The organism is uncultured Flavobacterium sp. (assembly GCF_951805225.1).
GTDB lineage: Bacteria > Bacteroidota > Bacteroidia > Flavobacteriales > Flavobacteriaceae > Flavobacterium.
In genome coordinates, this window is sequence record NZ_OX638201.1 from 5,900,794 (window position 1) to 5,916,500 (window position 15,707).

At 34.0% G+C, this 15,707-nt stretch carries 12 protein-coding genes; 3 read left to right on the top strand and 9 right to left on the bottom strand.

Translation table 11 applies throughout. The features are described 5' to 3' along the window. The first annotated feature begins 10 nt into the window (after window positions 1-10). Together era and der are read left to right on the top strand one after the other, a co-directional pair. Entirely contained in the window at window positions 11-892 is an 882-nt protein-coding gene (gene era / locus WN975_RS24680) for a GTPase Era (protein ID WP_099712802.1), read from the top strand. A 444-nt stretch (window positions 893-1,336) separates the two neighbouring features. Then, window positions 1,337-2,647, top strand: a complete 1,311-nt coding sequence (gene der / locus WN975_RS24685; RefSeq protein WP_337968798.1) for a ribosome biogenesis GTPase Der — start codon at window positions 1,337-1,339, stop codon at window positions 2,645-2,647. Between the two features lie 84 nt (window positions 2,648-2,731). Here the strand turns inward: der and WN975_RS24690 are convergent, their stop codons facing one another. Continuing rightward, entirely contained in the window at window positions 2,732-4,600 is a 1,869-nt protein-coding gene (locus tag WN975_RS24690; protein WP_337968799.1) for a hypothetical protein, read from the bottom strand. Between the two features lie 377 nt (window positions 4,601-4,977). On the opposite strand from WN975_RS24690, the gene WN975_RS24695 reads away from it, so the two are divergent. After that, a complete protein-coding gene (locus WN975_RS24695; protein ID WP_337968800.1) occupies window positions 4,978-7,734 on the top strand; it encodes an outer membrane beta-barrel protein in 2,757 nt (918 codons plus the stop codon). 446 nt (window positions 7,735-8,180) lie between these two features. Here WN975_RS24695 and WN975_RS24700 read toward each other — a convergent pair whose 3' ends face one another. The 8 genes from WN975_RS24700 to WN975_RS24735 form a co-directional block, all read right to left on the bottom strand. Then, window positions 8,181-10,742, bottom strand: a complete 2,562-nt coding sequence (locus tag WN975_RS24700; protein WP_337968801.1) for a TonB-dependent receptor — start codon at window positions 10,740-10,742, stop codon at window positions 8,181-8,183. 248 nt (window positions 10,743-10,990) lie between these two features. Next, window positions 10,991-11,404: an Rrf2 family transcriptional regulator gene (locus tag WN975_RS24705; protein ID WP_099711089.1), complete on the bottom strand. Its 414-nt coding sequence runs from the start codon at window positions 11,402-11,404 to the stop codon at window positions 10,991-10,993. A gap of 9 nt (window positions 11,405-11,413) precedes the next feature. After that, window positions 11,414-12,196, bottom strand: a complete 783-nt coding sequence (locus WN975_RS24710) for a tetratricopeptide repeat protein (protein WP_337968802.1) — start codon at window positions 12,194-12,196, stop codon at window positions 11,414-11,416. A gap of 57 nt (window positions 12,197-12,253) precedes the next feature. Next, the gene (locus WN975_RS24715) at window positions 12,254-13,093 is read right to left on the bottom strand and encodes a TPM domain-containing protein (RefSeq protein ID WP_337968803.1); all 840 of its coding nucleotides are present in this window, start codon (window positions 13,091-13,093) and stop codon (window positions 12,254-12,256) included. Window positions 13,094-13,096: 3 nt separating this feature from the next. Beyond that, window positions 13,097-13,534: a TPM domain-containing protein gene (locus WN975_RS24720; protein WP_337968804.1), complete on the bottom strand. Its 438-nt coding sequence runs from the start codon at window positions 13,532-13,534 to the stop codon at window positions 13,097-13,099. Window positions 13,535-13,596: 62 nt separating this feature from the next. Next, on the bottom strand, window positions 13,597-14,178 hold the full coding sequence (locus WN975_RS24725; RefSeq protein WP_099711093.1) for a LemA family protein: 582 nt from the start codon (window positions 14,176-14,178) through the stop codon (window positions 13,597-13,599). A gap of 44 nt (window positions 14,179-14,222) precedes the next feature. After that, complete coding sequence (locus tag WN975_RS24730; RefSeq protein ID WP_089352044.1) at window positions 14,223-14,555, bottom strand: MerR family transcriptional regulator; 333 nt, start codon at window positions 14,553-14,555, stop codon at window positions 14,223-14,225. 46 nt (window positions 14,556-14,601) lie between these two features. Continuing rightward, window positions 14,602-15,579 (bottom strand): peptidoglycan DD-metalloendopeptidase family protein, encoded by a 978-nt coding sequence (locus WN975_RS24735; protein ID WP_099711094.1) that lies wholly within the window; start codon window positions 15,577-15,579, stop codon window positions 14,602-14,604. Between the last annotated feature and the right edge of the window lie 128 nt (window positions 15,580-15,707).

Here is a 15,707-nt window from a genome sequence, read left to right on the forward strand (position 1 = left end):
TAATATGCAAATGTCACATAAAGCAGGTTTTGTAAACATCATCGGGAATCCAAACGTTGGAAAATCAACATTAATGAACGCCTTTGTTGGAGAAAGATTATCGATTATTACATCAAAAGCACAAACAACTCGTCACCGTATTCTTGGAATCGTGAATGGCGAAGATTTTCAACTTATATTATCGGATACTCCAGGAATCATCAAACCGGCTTATGAAATGCAGGAATCGATGATGAACTTTGTAAAATCGGCTTTTGAAGATGCTGATATTCTGGTTTATATGGTCGAAATAGGAGAGCAGGACTTAAAAGATGAAGCTTTCTTTAATAAAATTATCCACGCTAAAATTCCGGTTTTATTACTGTTGAATAAAATCGACAATTCAAATCAGGAACAATTAGAGGAACAAGTTGCATTCTGGACTGCAAAAGTGCCAAATGCTGAAATTTTCCCAATCTCGGCTTTACAGAATTTTAATGTACCGGAAGTTTTTGGACGAATCATTGAATTACTTCCAGAATCTCCCGCATATTATCCAAAAGATCAATTAACAGACAAACCGGAACGTTTTTTCGTAAACGAAACCATTCGTGAGAAAATCTTGTTGAATTACAGCAAAGAGATTCCGTATGCAGTTGAAATCGTTACCGAAGAGTTTTTTGAAGACGAAGCTATTATCAGAATCCGTTCGATTATTATGGTAGAACGCGAAACTCAAAAAGGAATCATTATTGGTCATAAAGGTGCCGCTTTGAAAAAAGTAGGAACTGAAGCTCGTGCTGATCTGGAGAAATTCTTCGGAAAGCAAATACATATTGAACTTGTTGTTAAGGTGAATAAAAACTGGAGAAGCAATGCCAATATGTTGAAACGTTTCGGTTATAATCAATAATAAGGTTTAATCGGTTAATTGTTTAATCGTTGATTTGTTTGAAATATGAAATTGGAATGATTAAGTTGTTTCAGGTTTCATGTTTGAAATGCGAAATAGGAACGGTTAATTTATTTCAAGTTTTGAAATGTGAAATATTTAGTATAAAACTGAAAGTTGATACTGAAAACTGAAACCCTAGCCCTGATAGAAGAGGAAATCCTTTTTCTGGCTTCTTTAGCCAGGAAAAGATTGTAACGAATAGCAGGAAATAGCTCCCGAAAAATAGTCTGAAATAACAGGAAAAATAATAAAAAACTTAGGTACTTAGAAACTTAGCGACTTAGTCACTTTTTTAACTACCTTTGCAAAAAATTAAAATAAAGCATTTTGGATTACAAGTGGTTAGGTTTTTAGGGAACTAAAAATTTGAAATTTGGAATCTGGAATCTAAAATTCAAAAAAATGAATAACATTGTTGCGATAGTAGGAAGACCTAATGTGGGGAAATCAACCCTTTTTAATAGGCTGATACAAAGAAGAGAAGCTATTGTAGATTCGGTTTCTGGAGTTACCAGAGATAGAAACTACGGTAAAAGCGAGTGGAACGGAAAAGAGTTTTCTGTGATTGATACCGGCGGATATGTTCGTGGATCTGATGACGTATTTGAAGGTGAAATCCGTAAACAAGTGGAGCTTGCTATTGATGAAGCAGATGTTATTATTTTTGTTGTTGATGTTGAAGAAGGTATCACACCAATGGATGATGTTGTTGCGCGCTTATTGCGTAAGGTGACAAAACCAGTTTTATTGGCTGTTAATAAAGTAGATAACGCAATGCGTGAAAAAGATGCTTTGGAGTTTTATAATCTTGGTTTAGGAGATTATTATACGTTTGCAAGTATCTCAGGAAGTGGAACTGGAGATTTATTAGATGCTTTAATCGAATCTTTTCCTGTAAAACCAGAACCTGTTCAACCAGAAGTGGTTTTACCTCGTTTTGCTGTTGTTGGACGTCCGAATGCTGGTAAATCAAGCTTTATCAATGCATTAATTGGTCAGGATCGTTTTATGGTAACTGATATTGCAGGAACTACTCGTGATGCAATTGATACTAAATTTGACCGTTTTGGTTTTGAATTTAACTTGGTTGATACTGCGGGAATCCGTCGTAAGGCTAAAGTGAAGGAAGATTTAGAGTTTTACTCTGTAATGCGTTCTGTTCGTGCAATTGAGCATGCAGATATTTGTATTTTGGTTATCGATGCAACCCGTGGATTTGAAGGTCAGGATCAAAGTATTTTTTGGTTGGCTGAGAAAAACCGTAAAGGTGTTGTAATCTTGGTGAACAAATGGGATTTGGTTGAAAAAGATACCATGTCGACTCGTGATTACGAAGAGAAAATCAAAAAAGAATTAATGCCTTTTACTGATGTGCCAATTTTGTTCGTTTCGGCTTTAACGAAACAACGTTTATTGAAAGCATTAGAAGCTACGGTTCAGGTTTTCGAAAACAGAAAACAAAGAATAGCAACTTCAAAATTCAACGAATATATGTTGAAAGTTATTGAAGCTTATCCGCCGCCAGCAACAAAAGGTAAATATGTGAAAATTAAATATTGTATGCAGTTGCCAACATTAACGCCTCAGTTTGTGTTTTTTGCAAATATGCCACAATACGTTAAGGAGCCATATAAGAGATATCTTGAAAATAAAATTAGAGAAAATTGGGATTTCGCAGGAGTGCCAATTGATATTTATATCAGAGAGAAATAAGATTCTCTTTTTATAGTTAATAAAAAAGCAACATTTCGAATTTTGAAATGTTGCTTTTTTTTGTGGTTTATTTAGAAATGGTAGTTAAACATCGTAGAAGAAAAGTTGTTCTAGTGGTGTTCCTCCATCAGAATCTCCATAGTCACCATTGTGTTTTCGGGTAGACGAATATAGTTTTACGATATAAGTACAGCGCGCTAAAGTTGGCGGATCGTTTAATTTAGAGCTACTACTTGTTCTTTCGTCAACAGCTGGCGCAGTATCAACAATACCGTCTATAATATCTCTTTCTGTGCTTTCACTATTTTTTCTTATGTTCAATTTACAAGTCGATAAATAGCGGTGATATAAGGTATATTTAGCGTGTATGGTACCACTTACTGGAGTACAAAGTGTACTTTCTTCTAGCTCTTTTATAGACAATTGTCTGTATATTGGAGTGTTGTTCATTACAACAGAATTTAATGTTGTTCCGTTGCCATCAATAACGCCAAAACTATTGGTTGCTTTGTTAATCACTTCTCTGATTTCGAATCGGATTGCAAATTTTTCTAGCGGAGCTTTACTTGCAGGAGGAATATTTTGTCCCGGATTAATACTGTCCGGAGTAATACCTACAGCAGTTGTTAGCTTGGCTGTATCCAGAGAAATCAAAGTATCTTCTTCGATAATATTATATAGCGGTAAATCTGCAAGAGTAAAACCATTGGTTACCAAAGCTCTCTCAATGGCATGGTTTACATCAAACCAGCCTTGAGCATCAAAATCACTCTCAGCGCTGTCTACGTAAATAATATCATGGTCAAGAATGGGGATTTTTCGGGATAATTTAGAAACAGTACTTGGAGCAAATAAGCCGCTGTCGACTCCAATAGTTTTGGTAAAATTTGTTTCATCTAAAGGAGCTGAATTATTGGGTGCAGTTGTATCGCTGATTCTAAAACGATATTCAATAGGGTATCCGCCAGCTGATTTTAAAGCCGCTTGTCCGGTTAAACGGATAGTGCTGTACAATACGTGTTTGCCGGAGCCCGCAAAACCATCGGCATCAAAATCGTGAACGCCTAATCCGAAAGAAGAACTAAAAGCGGTTCCAATTCCTGTCCATGCACTTGGGAAATCCGGTACGCTGTTATCAAAAACATTTATTTCAGAACATAGATTAACACACAAACAATAGCCTACATTTTTGCGTGCATCTGCTTTTGTTTCATTGATTAAAGTTGTTCCACTTAATTCGGCTTTGAAATAAACGTCCGGACCACTTTGAAATGAAAGGAAATTAGGATCAGTTTCTACATTTATCCATGGCGATAAAAAGGTTTTTTTGAAATCTGCCGAGCTATAATCGATTCTAAAATGTCCTGAAGCATCTGTTGTATCAGAACCTAAATTGTCATCTGTTAGAAAATCGGCATCCATTGCAGTAACTTTTGCATTTGCAATAGGTTTTCCGGTTTTGCAATTTCTCAAATGTCCGCAAATAACCCACGCATCAAAATAATGACCTCTGATGTAGCACCACCATTTATAAGCAATATTACATTGCCATCTGGAATTTAGGGCTTTTGTTTGTAGTTCAAGTTCAGAATGAATTGATAATGTCGTAATATGAAATTGTACAATTTCGTCTCTTTTTGGTTTTGGAAATTTTGGAGGAACAGTTCCGCAAATAAAATCGATATCTAAATCAGAACCCACATGTCTGTCGTCAATTTCGAATTCAAAATCCCCTTTGGAATCTGTTTTGGCTTTGCCAATATATAGCTGTTGTCTTTGTTCTGCTTCCTCTTTCGATACATAATGAAATGTTTCTTTAGCATTCGTAACCTGATCAGTTGGGCGAGTTTCTTTTCTGTACGGAAGATAAAATAAAACTTCAACTCCGGATATCGCCTCAATACAATCCTCACATACATATCCTCGTAAGGTTCCTTTAAAAATATTTTTCATGATTAATTGGTTTAAATTGTCTGTACTAGTTTTTTGATGTTTCTGAAGCACTATTTCAGAATCTTTAAAATGGTTTGTCTTTTAAATTCTACATCACAAAGGTTTTGTATTTTTATAAGATAGAAGCAAGGTGAATTACTGTTTTTATAAGGGTTAATTCCCCCTTTTTGCAAGCCTTTTTTGAAGGTGGAAATCAAAATAAAAGAGAAGTTTGAGAATTGCGAATTAGTAGTTTTCTTTCGAAAAATAAAATTAAAAATCCTTTATAAATAGAAGTGATTTGAGATATTTGCGATAAAAAACCTAATAAAACTTTCAATACGCCGTTAAACCTTTGATTTCTTTGTTAGTCTTACTAGCATAACTAACCCTTTCTTATGACCAAATCTCTCGCTTATTTATTGTTTTTTCTTCTTATTTGTTCTGTCTCGAATGCGCAAAGCAATGATATTGTGATCAAAGGAACTATTGTTGATATCAATACACAATTACCGCTGGAAATGGCGACCGTTTATTTTTCGACGGTTAAAGATTCTACAGTTATCGAATATGCAACTACAGATAAAAATGGAGTTTTTAGAATTAATACTAAAAAAATAGACAAACCTGTTTTTCTGAAAGTAAATTATATGGGATATCAGCCTTTGGTCGAGGAACATAAAGGAATTTTGGAAAGCAAAGATTTTGGTAAATTGTATTTATTAGAAAGTGTAAATGCGCTGAATAATGTAGTAATCAAAACCGAAGCGCCGCCAATTACAATCAAAAAAGATACTCTGGAATTTAATGCTTCTTCGTATAAAGTTCGTCCGGATGCCAATGTCGAAGCTTTATTGAAGCAATTGCCCGGCGTTGATGTTGATAATACCGGAAAAGTTACTGTGAACGGGCGTGAAGTAACGCAGTTTTTAGTCAACGGAAAGACCTTTTTTGATAAAGATGGAGCTTTGATTCTTAAAAATTTACCTGCCGATATTATCAAGAAAGTTCAGGTTTCGGATTTTAAAACGAAGAAAGAAGAATTCGCAAAACAAGAATCTACTTCGGATAATTCAAGTATAAATTTGACTATTGACGAAAAGAAAAATAAAGGTTTCTTTGGAAAAATACTTGGAGGTTACGGTTCTGATGATCGCTATGAAAGTAGTTTAATGCTGAATTTTTTCAAAGATCAACAAAAAATAAGTGTTTTGGCTTCTTCGAATAATATCAATTCGACGGGTTTTTCTATGGATGATGTTTTTGATAGTATGGGCGGAGGACGAAATAGTAAAAATGCTAATCAAAGTTCCAGTGGCGGAAAAGGAATCACACAATCTAATTTGGCAGGAATTAATTACTTTGACGCATTGTCTAAAAAATTAGACATTACAAGTAGCTATAATTTTTCGAATTCGATTAATAATAATGATAGTAAATCAAATCAAATTAATTTTTTGCCAACGGGAAATATTCTAACAGCATCTGATTCGAAAGCAAGAAATGAAAATACCGGAAACAAGGTTAATCTGGAGTTAGATTACAGAATTAACCCAACGACTCATATTTATGTTTCGCCATCTTTTAATCAAACCAGAGCAAATAGTGATTCAAAATCAAGTACAGCTTCTGAGGATGAAAACGGACAAGCATTGAACGAAAGTAAATCAGAATCTAAAAGCGAAAGCACGAATAATAATTTCATGAACACGATTAATTTCAATAAAACTTTTGAAAAAGAATCGCGCAATCTAAGTTTCGTTTTTAATAATAATAATACCAGAAACGATTCGAATACAATGAATCTATCTGAAACTATTTTTTATCAGGACGGAAAACCAAATGATGAACGAAATCAAAACAGTAAAAACAATACAAGTTCTGATTCTTATTCTTTGGATTTGGAATATACAGAACCTATTACAGATTCCTTGAAAATTAGATTTGGTTCTGATTTTGACTGGCAAAAAACAGTAAACGATCAAAAAACTTTTGATTTTGACGCTGCCACAGAATCGTATTCTGATTTGAATTTATCGTTGACAAATTACATTACTTCAAGACAAAGTTCAGTTAGTCCTAAATTTGGAATTACTTTGAAAAAAAGTAAATTCATCGTTAATCTAAGCACTAAAACTTCTATTATTGATTATGATAATCATTCTCTTTACTTAGGAAATTCAACTGATTTGAATAAAACATATGCTTTGCCTTTTGCAAATGCATTGATAAGATATAAGTTTAGCCGTTCTAAAAATCTGACTTTAAAATACGATTATTCAAATTCACTTCCGAGTGCGACGCAATTATTGCCGGTTTTAAATTTGACGAATCCATTGAATACCGTAATCGGAAATCCAAATTTAAATCCGATAGAAAAGAGTAGCGCAGGAATTGATTTTAAGAATTTTGATTTTAGAACGCGTTCGGGTTATAGCATGTTTATCAAAGCAGATTATTATAATAATGATGTAGTTTCGACTTCAGTTTATGACGATAGCGGAAAAAGAACGACTACTTATGCTAATATATCCGGAACTTATATCGCTTCGATTGGCGGAAATTGGAATCAATCGGTTAAAAGAGATGCTCATGTTTTGAGATATGGTTTAGGAATCAACGGAAGTTATTCTTTTGATAAAGGTTTTACAAATGCTGTTTTATACAATGCAAAAGCAACGGCAATTACGCCAAGAGTTTATTTGACGTATGAATATGGAGAGTTATTGTCTATTTCGCCATCGTATAGTTTGACGTATAATGAAACTAATTATGAGAATTATACACGTGACGCGACTTCAAATGTTGTACACAGAATCAATTTGCAAACAACGAATTACTGGCCGTTAAATTTTATTTTCGGAAATGATTTTGGATATACTTATAATTCTAATATTTCAAGTGACTTCAAAAAAGATTTCTTCCTTTGGAATACAAGTTTGTCTTATGGATTTTTTGATAAAAAACTATATGCAAAAATTAAAGTTTATGATGTACTAAATCAAAATCAAAGTGCCACAAGAACAATTTCGGCAACCTCAATTCGCGACGAAGAAAATACGGTTTTAAAGCGTTATGTAATGTTTTCGCTAGCTTATAAAATAGGGAATTTTGGAGGTACAGAAAAAGGATCTAGAAAAAGGAGAGGAGAATAAAGGAGCAAAGGTTCAGAGGTTCAAAGGAACAAAGGTTTTTTGTAGAGGCGCACAGAAATGCATCTGAAGAAAGGTTCTAAGTTGCTAAGATTCTGATTTGCTGAGGTTTTTTAGAAACAAAGGATTAAAGAGATAAAGATTTTATTGTAGAGGCGCACAGCAGTGCGTCTTTTTTATGCCCACAGATTTTACGGATTGAACAGATTTTACACAGATTTTTAATTGTTTTAATCTGTCGCTATAAATCTTATAATATTTCTATTTGAATTGCAAAAATTGAATAGACTCCAGCTTTAGCTGGAGAAGAAAATAGATTGATGCAGAAAGGCTTTAGCCAAATTTTCAGAATCAACAATTAATAATTATTTTAAATATTCTAAAACAAAAAAGCGAGGTAAGTTTAAAAATCTACCTCGCTTTGTGTATATAAAAAATTAACTAACTGATTACAGATTGTATTTCAAAGTGATTCCGTATGTTCTTTGATCTCCAATTACACCCGCATATTGTCCTGTGTTTCCACCAGCTGGCAATAATTGTTCGTAGTAATCTTTGTTCAAAAGGTTACGTCCCCAAAAGTGAATCGATAAACCTTCGGAAGCACGGAAACCTAAACGAGCATTAAAAATCGCATAACCCGGAACGACTAAGTATTTTGAAGCCGAAGGGCTTGAAGAAAATTCAGAACGTGCATAAGAATCAAGTGCAAGGAATACTTTTCCTGCGTTTCCAAAGAATTTAGCATCATCAGAAAGTTCACCACCTAAAGATCCTGCCCATCTTGATACACCAGGTAAATCTGTTCCTGAAACATCTTTATAAGCTACCTGAACTCCTCCAACAGTAGTTCCGGTTTCTTCTAATGGAAGCGGTGCATTAGTAAATTTCACATAAGTTCCTTCAGTATAAGTTGCAGCACCATTTATCGTTAAATTTCTGTTAACTACAAAACTAGCGTCCAATTCTGCACCTCTTACACGTACTTTATCTGCATTAGCAAGATATCCACGGTTTACACCCAATTCAGCAGCCTGAACGTTTGTTTGGAAATCTTTAATCTCAGTATTAAAGAACGCTAAGTTGAATACTGAATTTCTGAACGGAGAAGTCTTTACTCCAACCTCATAGTGCGTTACTTTCTCTGGTTTGATTACCGCAAGATCTAATAAAGGCTGACCTTTTGAATCTGTAGGAAGTCCGGCTACGTTTACACCAACTGGTTTGTAACTTTTAGCGTAAGTTGCATAAGCATTGATTTTGTCAGACGCTTTATAAGTCAATGTTAAATTTCCTGAGAAGTCAGTTTTATCAGTATCTGATGTAAATGCCTGATCTGAATAAACTGATTTTTGCAAAGCAATTAATGCTGGATCAGTTGTTTGAAGACCACCGTATGTTTTACGGGCATAATCAGCTTCTTTCTTGTCAAAGTTATATCTTAAACCTGGTAAAATATGGAAACGTTCTGTAATTGCCCAGTCTAATTGTCCAAATACTGCAGCACTTGATGATCTGATACTAGCGTCAGTTTTGATTCCGTATCCTTCAAAAAGACCCGGAGTTTTCCATAAGTTACTTGTAGTACTTTGTGCAAATCTCCATTGTGCATTACCAGATTCTTCTGTACCATTTGTTTTTGATGTTTGGTCGATGAAAAATACACCTACAACACCACTTATTTTAGAGGTAAGTTGACCAGCATAACGAACTTCTTGAGTAAATTGAGTTTGTCTTGTTGGGTTTTGAGATTTTGCTAAAACTTGTAATCCTGTAAAATCCCTGTCATTTGATGGATCCCAGTTCCAGAATCTCCAAGCTGTAGTTGAAGTAAGAGTTCCACCTCCAATTTTTGTATCAATATTCAAAGATATACCTCCCATATCCTGATTTGAACGCCATGGAGTATCGTGGTCAATTTTACGATCAAAAGCATTCAAACTTGGTAATTGATAATTCAAGTCTTTAATAATAGCATCAAACTGACGGTAAGCAGCTCTTTTTGTTGGAGCAACTCCGGCAACTACTTGCGCATATCCATCAGGACGTTGCGTTGTAATATCTGCTGCTAATATAATATTTGTGTTTTCTGAAGGAGTATAAAGTAATTGACCTCTAATACCTTGATTGTTTAATGTGTTTGTAGGTCTTCCTGTAGCAACATTATCGATTAAACCGTCACGTTGTGTACCTGAAAAAGATATACGACCAGCTAATTTTGAAGTCAAGCCTCCTGTAATCGAAGCTTTGGCTTGCAAAAAGTTATAATTTCCGTAGCTTACTTCAAAGTCAGCACCAGAAGTAAAACTTGGTTTGCGAGTAGTAATGTTAAACGCTCCAGAAGTCGTGTTTTTACCAAACAAAGATCCTTGTGGTCCACGTAAAACCTCTATTTGTTCTACATCAATAAAGTCTAAAGTTGTAGCAGCAGGACGAGCATAATAAACACCGTCTACATAGAAACCAACTCCAGGATCGATTCCGTCATTTGTAAGTCCAAAAGGAGAACCAAGACTACGAATATTGATACCAGTATTTCTAGGATTAGAAGAATAAAGTTGTACAGAAGGTACAAGTTCTTTGATACGGTTTACGTTAAAAGCTCCGGTTTGTTCCGCTTGTTTACCAGTAATAACTGATATCGCGATTGGCACATCCTGAACTTTTTCGATACGACGTCTTGAAGAAACTACAACTTCAACAAGTGCATTCTCTTCTGTAAGAGTTGTTTTAATTGGAGCTGTTGGCAAAGCAGTAAATTCTAACTCAGTAGTTTTGTAACCTACGTATTGAATCAGAATTGTAAAAGGAAGTTTTCCTCTTGTATCAATTGTAAATTTTCCGTTTTGATCAGAAGTGGTATTCGAAGTTGTTCCTTTAATAACTATGTTTGCAGCTTCAAGAGGAATGTTTTCGCTTGTAGAAACTACACCTTCAACAGTTTGTGCAAACGAAACAGAGAAGGTTAAAAATAATAATATTGCTAAAGTGTTTTTTATAGAATTTTTCATTTTTACATTAAGTATATGTGATTAGTAGAATTTAAAATAAATTTTTTTTACCAACACATACATATCATAAATGAATTGTTTTTCACAGTTGTGAATTGATTTAGTTTTCTTTGCAAAAGATTTTTGGTTACACCTGATGGACTGAAATGTACTTTCATAGGTTAAAATTTTGTAAATGGTTTGTTAATTATTTTCTGCAAATATAAATATTAATTCTATCGATTTACTAGGAATTAGAAAATATTTTTTTATTTTTTTATAAGAGAGGCTATTGTAATGCCTTGCATCGCTTTAAGAGTTTCGTCGCGAATAAGCATTAAACCGTGTCTCAGACTGCATTCTTCCTCAGTTTTGCAATCAGAACAAGGCTCGTAAAAGTTTAAAGAAGCACAAGGTAAAAGCGCAATTGCACCGTCAAATAATCGATGAATTTCTGCAAGAGTAATTTCATTTTTGGACTTTATAAGATAATATCCACCAAATTTTCCTTGTTTACTACTCACAAAACGACCACGTTTTAGATCTAATAAAATTTGCTCTAAAAACTTTTTAGGAATGTTGGCTCCATCAGCAATTTCTATAGTTTTAGAAATGTGATTTTCGTCTTGTTCTGCTAAATAAAGTAAGGCCTTAAGGGCGTATTTTGCTTTATGTGATAACATCTTTAGGTATTAAATTTTACAAAGTTCTATTATTATTTCCTGTGCCGGTAAATAGCCAAAATTAAAAGCTTTTTTTAAATCTGAGCAATAATCTCCTTTTATTTTGAAATTAATAAAATAAAGTGCTCTATTAAAGTATACTTCTGCATTTTCCGGTGCCAATTTTACCGCTGCATTAAAATCAAGTAAAGCATCTTTTGAATTAAGCATTGCTTTTGAAATCGCTCTATTCTGAAACGCATCAACTGATTTTGGGTCAATTGCGATAACTTTATCAAAGTCTGCTATTGCTTCCTTATGTAAATTTAGTTCTTTTTTTAATAATCCCCTATTTTGATAGGCTGATATATTATTATCAGGCTTTAAAGCAATACTTTTCGAATAATCGTCTATTGCGCCGGTTCGATTGAATATTTTTCTCTCAGCAAATGCTCTGTTAAAATAAGCCTTTTGAGAGGTTTTATCTAGTGAAATACATTTTGAAAAATCAGCAATGGCACTTTCATAATCCTTTAGTTTTATGTTTAGATTTCCTCTGCTAAAATAAATATTAAAATCATTTGGCGTCAACGAAAGCGCTTTGTTATAATCAGATAATGCTTCCGGATAATTTTCACTTATATAATTATTATAACCTCTGTAATAATAATTTTCAGCACTTGGATCCTGAAGGATTATAGTATTTAGTTCTTCGATTTGTTTCCCGCTTTCTATTTTGTCAGTGTCAAAAAACTCTTGTGAATAAGAGGTGAAATAAGAACAAAAAATAAAGAAATAAAAACTAATTCTCATAAATGGATTTTAAACTTGAAATTAAATAAAACTTGAAACCTGAAACAAAAACCTGTTTTACCAGCCTCCGCTAGAACCTCCACCAGAGAATCCGCCGCCGCCGAAACCTCCTCCGAAGCCTCCGCCACCGCCGCCAAAACCTCCACCGGAAGATCCGCCTCCAAAACCTCCGCCAAATCCGCTTCCGCTACTTCTTCCAAGACTGCTTAAAAGAATAACATCGAGAAGGCTAGGACCTCCACCGCCATTATTGCCTGAATTTCCTCCACCACCTTTATTTCGGGAAAGTAGAATTAATACAATTACAACAATTACAATAAAAGGGAATATTGGAAAATCTTTTCCTTTGGTTTGTTTGCGTTCGCCTTTAAATTTTCCTTTAAAGACATCAATTATAGCGTCTGTACCTTTATCAAGGCCATTATAGAAACTTCCTGCTTTGAATTCCGGGATAATAATATTTCGGATAATTGTTCCGCCAATTCCTGCCGTTAAGCGATCTTCGACTCCATATCCGGGATTTATGGCAATTTTCTTTTCGTTTTTGGCTAATAGAATAATTACACCATTATCATCTTGTTTTGTTCCACCAATTCCCCAGGTTTGTCCCCATTTTGTTGCTAGTTGACTAACATCTTCGCCTTTTAAGCTTTCGATGGTAATGACTACAATTTGAGTCGTAGTAGAATCTGAATAACGGATTAGTTTTTCTTCTAATTGAGCCTTTTCAGAAGCACTTAAAATATTAGCGTAATCGTAAACAGAAGTTTGTTTTTCGGGTATTTTTGGAATCTCAAACTGTGCAAAAATACAATTAGAGGTAAAAAACGCTACTAATAAAAAGGTAAACTGAAAAATTCTTTTAGAACCTGAGATTTTATTTTTGAAAATTTTCATTGTTTATCCTTTTGATATTTCGTTTGATAATTCATTAGTGTCACCTTCGGACCACGGAAAGTATTTCTTTAATTGTTCGCCGGCGTTCAAAATTCCGTCAACAATACCTTGTTTAAAGTTTCCGGATTTAAATTGTGCCACCATTGCGTCTTTGGTACAATCCCAAAAATCTGATGCTACAACATCATTTATTCCTTTGTCTCCGCAAATAGCAAAAGTTTTGTCTGCTACAGCAAAGTAAAATAAAACACCATTTTGAAGTTGGGTTTCATTCATTTTTAAATCATAAAAAACTTCTAAAGCCCTGTCAAAAGGAACTTTAGAAGTTGTTTGTTCTATATGTACTCTAATTTCGCCAGAAGTATTTTGTTCTGCTATGCGAATAGCTTCCACAATATCTTGTTCTTCTACTTTGGATAAAAAATCTTCTACTTTTGACATCGAAATAATTTTAGAGTTTAGATTGTTGATTTTAGATTTTTGTCTAAAATACTAATGCTTTTTTAGAATTTTACTTCAACTGGTTTTTCAGCACCTGCAACAGCTTCAAAGTATGGTTTTTCTTTATAATCCAAGAACCATTTGTTCGGAATAGAAAGGATGTAACCGTTGTAATCTTGAACAGCTTCGTTAAAACGAGTTCTTGCCGTTAAAATTTGGTTTTCAGTACTAGCCAACTCATCTTGCAATTTCAAGAAGTTTTCATTTGCTTTTAATGTTGGATATTGTTCAACAGAAACTAATAATCTTGACAAAGAAGAAGATACTCCACTTTGAGCCTGGTTAAATTGAGATAATTGTTCCGGAGTTACATTGCTTGGATCAATTGTTACAGAAGTTGCTTTTGCACGAGCTTCAATTACAGCTGTCAATGTTGATTTTTCGAAATCTGCAGCACCTTTTACTGTGTTTACTAAATTTCCAATAAGGTCATTTCTTCTTTGATAAGTGGTACTCACATTTCCCCATTCTTTGTTAACTGCCTGACTTTTTTGCAAACCAGTATTTTTAATTCCAATTGACCAAAAAGCAATAATAGCAATTAGTACAACAATAATTCCTACGGGGATTAACCATTTTTTCATATCAGTTTTGATTTAAGTTTATTTCTAATTTTTGATTATTAATGCTATAATTCGTTTTTAATTTCGTTTAATTGTGTTTTTATGGTCTCTAATTTACGTATTATTTCGAATTTATCTAATGTTTTCTTTTGTCCCTCTTTCAAATGAGTTTTGGCGCCTTCGAGTGTAAAACCTCTTTCTTTGACCAAATGATAGATCAATTGCAGGTTTGTAATATCGTCCGGCGTAAACATTCTGTTGCCTTTGGCGTTCTTTTTAGGTTTCAAAATATCAAATTCGCTATCCCAAAAACGAATCAATGATGCATTGACATTAAAAGCTTTGGCAACTTCGCCAATACTATAATATCTTTTATCTTTTGAAAGCTCAATATGCATGTTCTTTAATTTTCTATTTTATCCAAAAATACTACTTTTTGCAGTATTAATCTAATGACTGATTTTCCTGATTTGCCATTTGCGAAATTGCGACATATTCGACAGCTGACATATTTCCGTAATAAAAATTCAACGGATTTACGACTTTTCCGTCTTTGTGAACCTCATAATGACAATGCGGACCTTCAGATCTTCCGGTACTTCCCACGTATCCAATAACATCGCCACGTTTGACATGTTGTCCGGCGTGACAGTTGTATTTGCTTAAATGAGCGTACAAACTTTCGTATCCAAAACCATGCCTGATCACAACATGATTTCCAAATCCTGACGCCGCGGCATCGGCTCTTTCTACAACGCCATCGCCTGTGGCATATACAGGAGAACCTGTGTTGGCGGTAAAATCCATTCCGTTATGCATTTTTCGCACTTTCGTGAAAGGGTCAGTTCTGTATCCAAAACCCGAAGCCATTCGCTTTAAATTTTCATTTCTAACAGGCTGAATCGCCGGAATTGCCAATAATAAATTACCTTTTGTACTCGCCAATTTCAAAATTTCATCCAGTGATTTCGACTGAATCGCCAATTCTTTAGACAATCTGTCAATTCGTTTTGTTGTATTCAATACCAATTGAGAGTTGTTGTAACCTTCCAAAATTTTATAACGTTCAGGATCTCTAAAACCTGCCTTTCGAATAGAATCCGGAATTTCAGTTTTATTAAAATAAACCCTGTATATATTGTTGTCTCTATTTTCTAATGCCTCGGTTACATCATCAATTTCATCCATTTTTTTGTTTAAAATGGCGTATTGCAATTTCAAATTTTCAATTTCACGTGCCTGCAAACGATCTTTTGGTGTTTCGAAATAAGGCGTGTTAATTAAAAGTACAAAAACTAAAAAGCCAAAGAGTGCAGAGGCCAGCAAAAACAGCAAACCATAACCAATTTTGATCCTTTTTCTGGTTTTTATTTTCGTATAAGCCAGATTTTCTGAGTCGTAATAATATTTTACTTTCGCCATATTTTAAAATACCCTATTTTTGCAGCTTGTAAAATAAGTTAGTCGAACAAATTTAATAAATGTTTCAGTTGTTCGAAGCTTTTTTTCAAGAATAAAATAATTAGATAATGTGTCAATTTGATAATTAG

What these genes read in the sequence shown, in the direction of transcription:
- era (WP_099712802.1), top strand. Translation starts at nt 11, where the DNA reads ATGTCACATAAAGCAGGTTTTGTAAACATCATCGGGAATCCAAACGTT.
- der (WP_337968798.1), top strand. Translation starts at nt 1,337, where the DNA reads ATGAATAACATTGTTGCGATAGTAGGAAGACCTAATGTGGGGAAATCA.
- WN975_RS24690 (WP_337968799.1), bottom strand. Translation starts at nt 4,600, where the DNA reads ATGAAAAATATTTTTAAAGGAACCTTACGAGGATATGTATGTGAGGAT.
- WN975_RS24695 (WP_337968800.1), top strand. Translation starts at nt 4,978, where the DNA reads ATGACCAAATCTCTCGCTTATTTATTGTTTTTTCTTCTTATTTGTTCT.
- WN975_RS24700 (WP_337968801.1), bottom strand. Translation starts at nt 10,742, where the DNA reads ATGAAAAATTCTATAAAAAACACTTTAGCAATATTATTATTTTTAACC.
- WN975_RS24705 (WP_099711089.1), bottom strand. Translation starts at nt 11,404, where the DNA reads ATGTTATCACATAAAGCAAAATACGCCCTTAAGGCCTTACTTTATTTA.
- WN975_RS24710 (WP_337968802.1), bottom strand. Translation starts at nt 12,196, where the DNA reads ATGAGAATTAGTTTTTATTTCTTTATTTTTTGTTCTTATTTCACCTCT.
- WN975_RS24715 (WP_337968803.1), bottom strand. Translation starts at nt 13,093, where the DNA reads ATGAAAATTTTCAAAAATAAAATCTCAGGTTCTAAAAGAATTTTTCAG.
- WN975_RS24720 (WP_337968804.1), bottom strand. Translation starts at nt 13,534, where the DNA reads ATGTCAAAAGTAGAAGATTTTTTATCCAAAGTAGAAGAACAAGATATT.
- WN975_RS24725 (WP_099711093.1), bottom strand. Translation starts at nt 14,178, where the DNA reads ATGAAAAAATGGTTAATCCCCGTAGGAATTATTGTTGTACTAATTGCT.
- WN975_RS24730 (WP_089352044.1), bottom strand. Translation starts at nt 14,555, where the DNA reads ATGCATATTGAGCTTTCAAAAGATAAAAGATATTATAGTATTGGCGAA.
- WN975_RS24735 (WP_099711094.1), bottom strand. Translation starts at nt 15,579, where the DNA reads ATGGCGAAAGTAAAATATTATTACGACTCAGAAAATCTGGCTTATACG.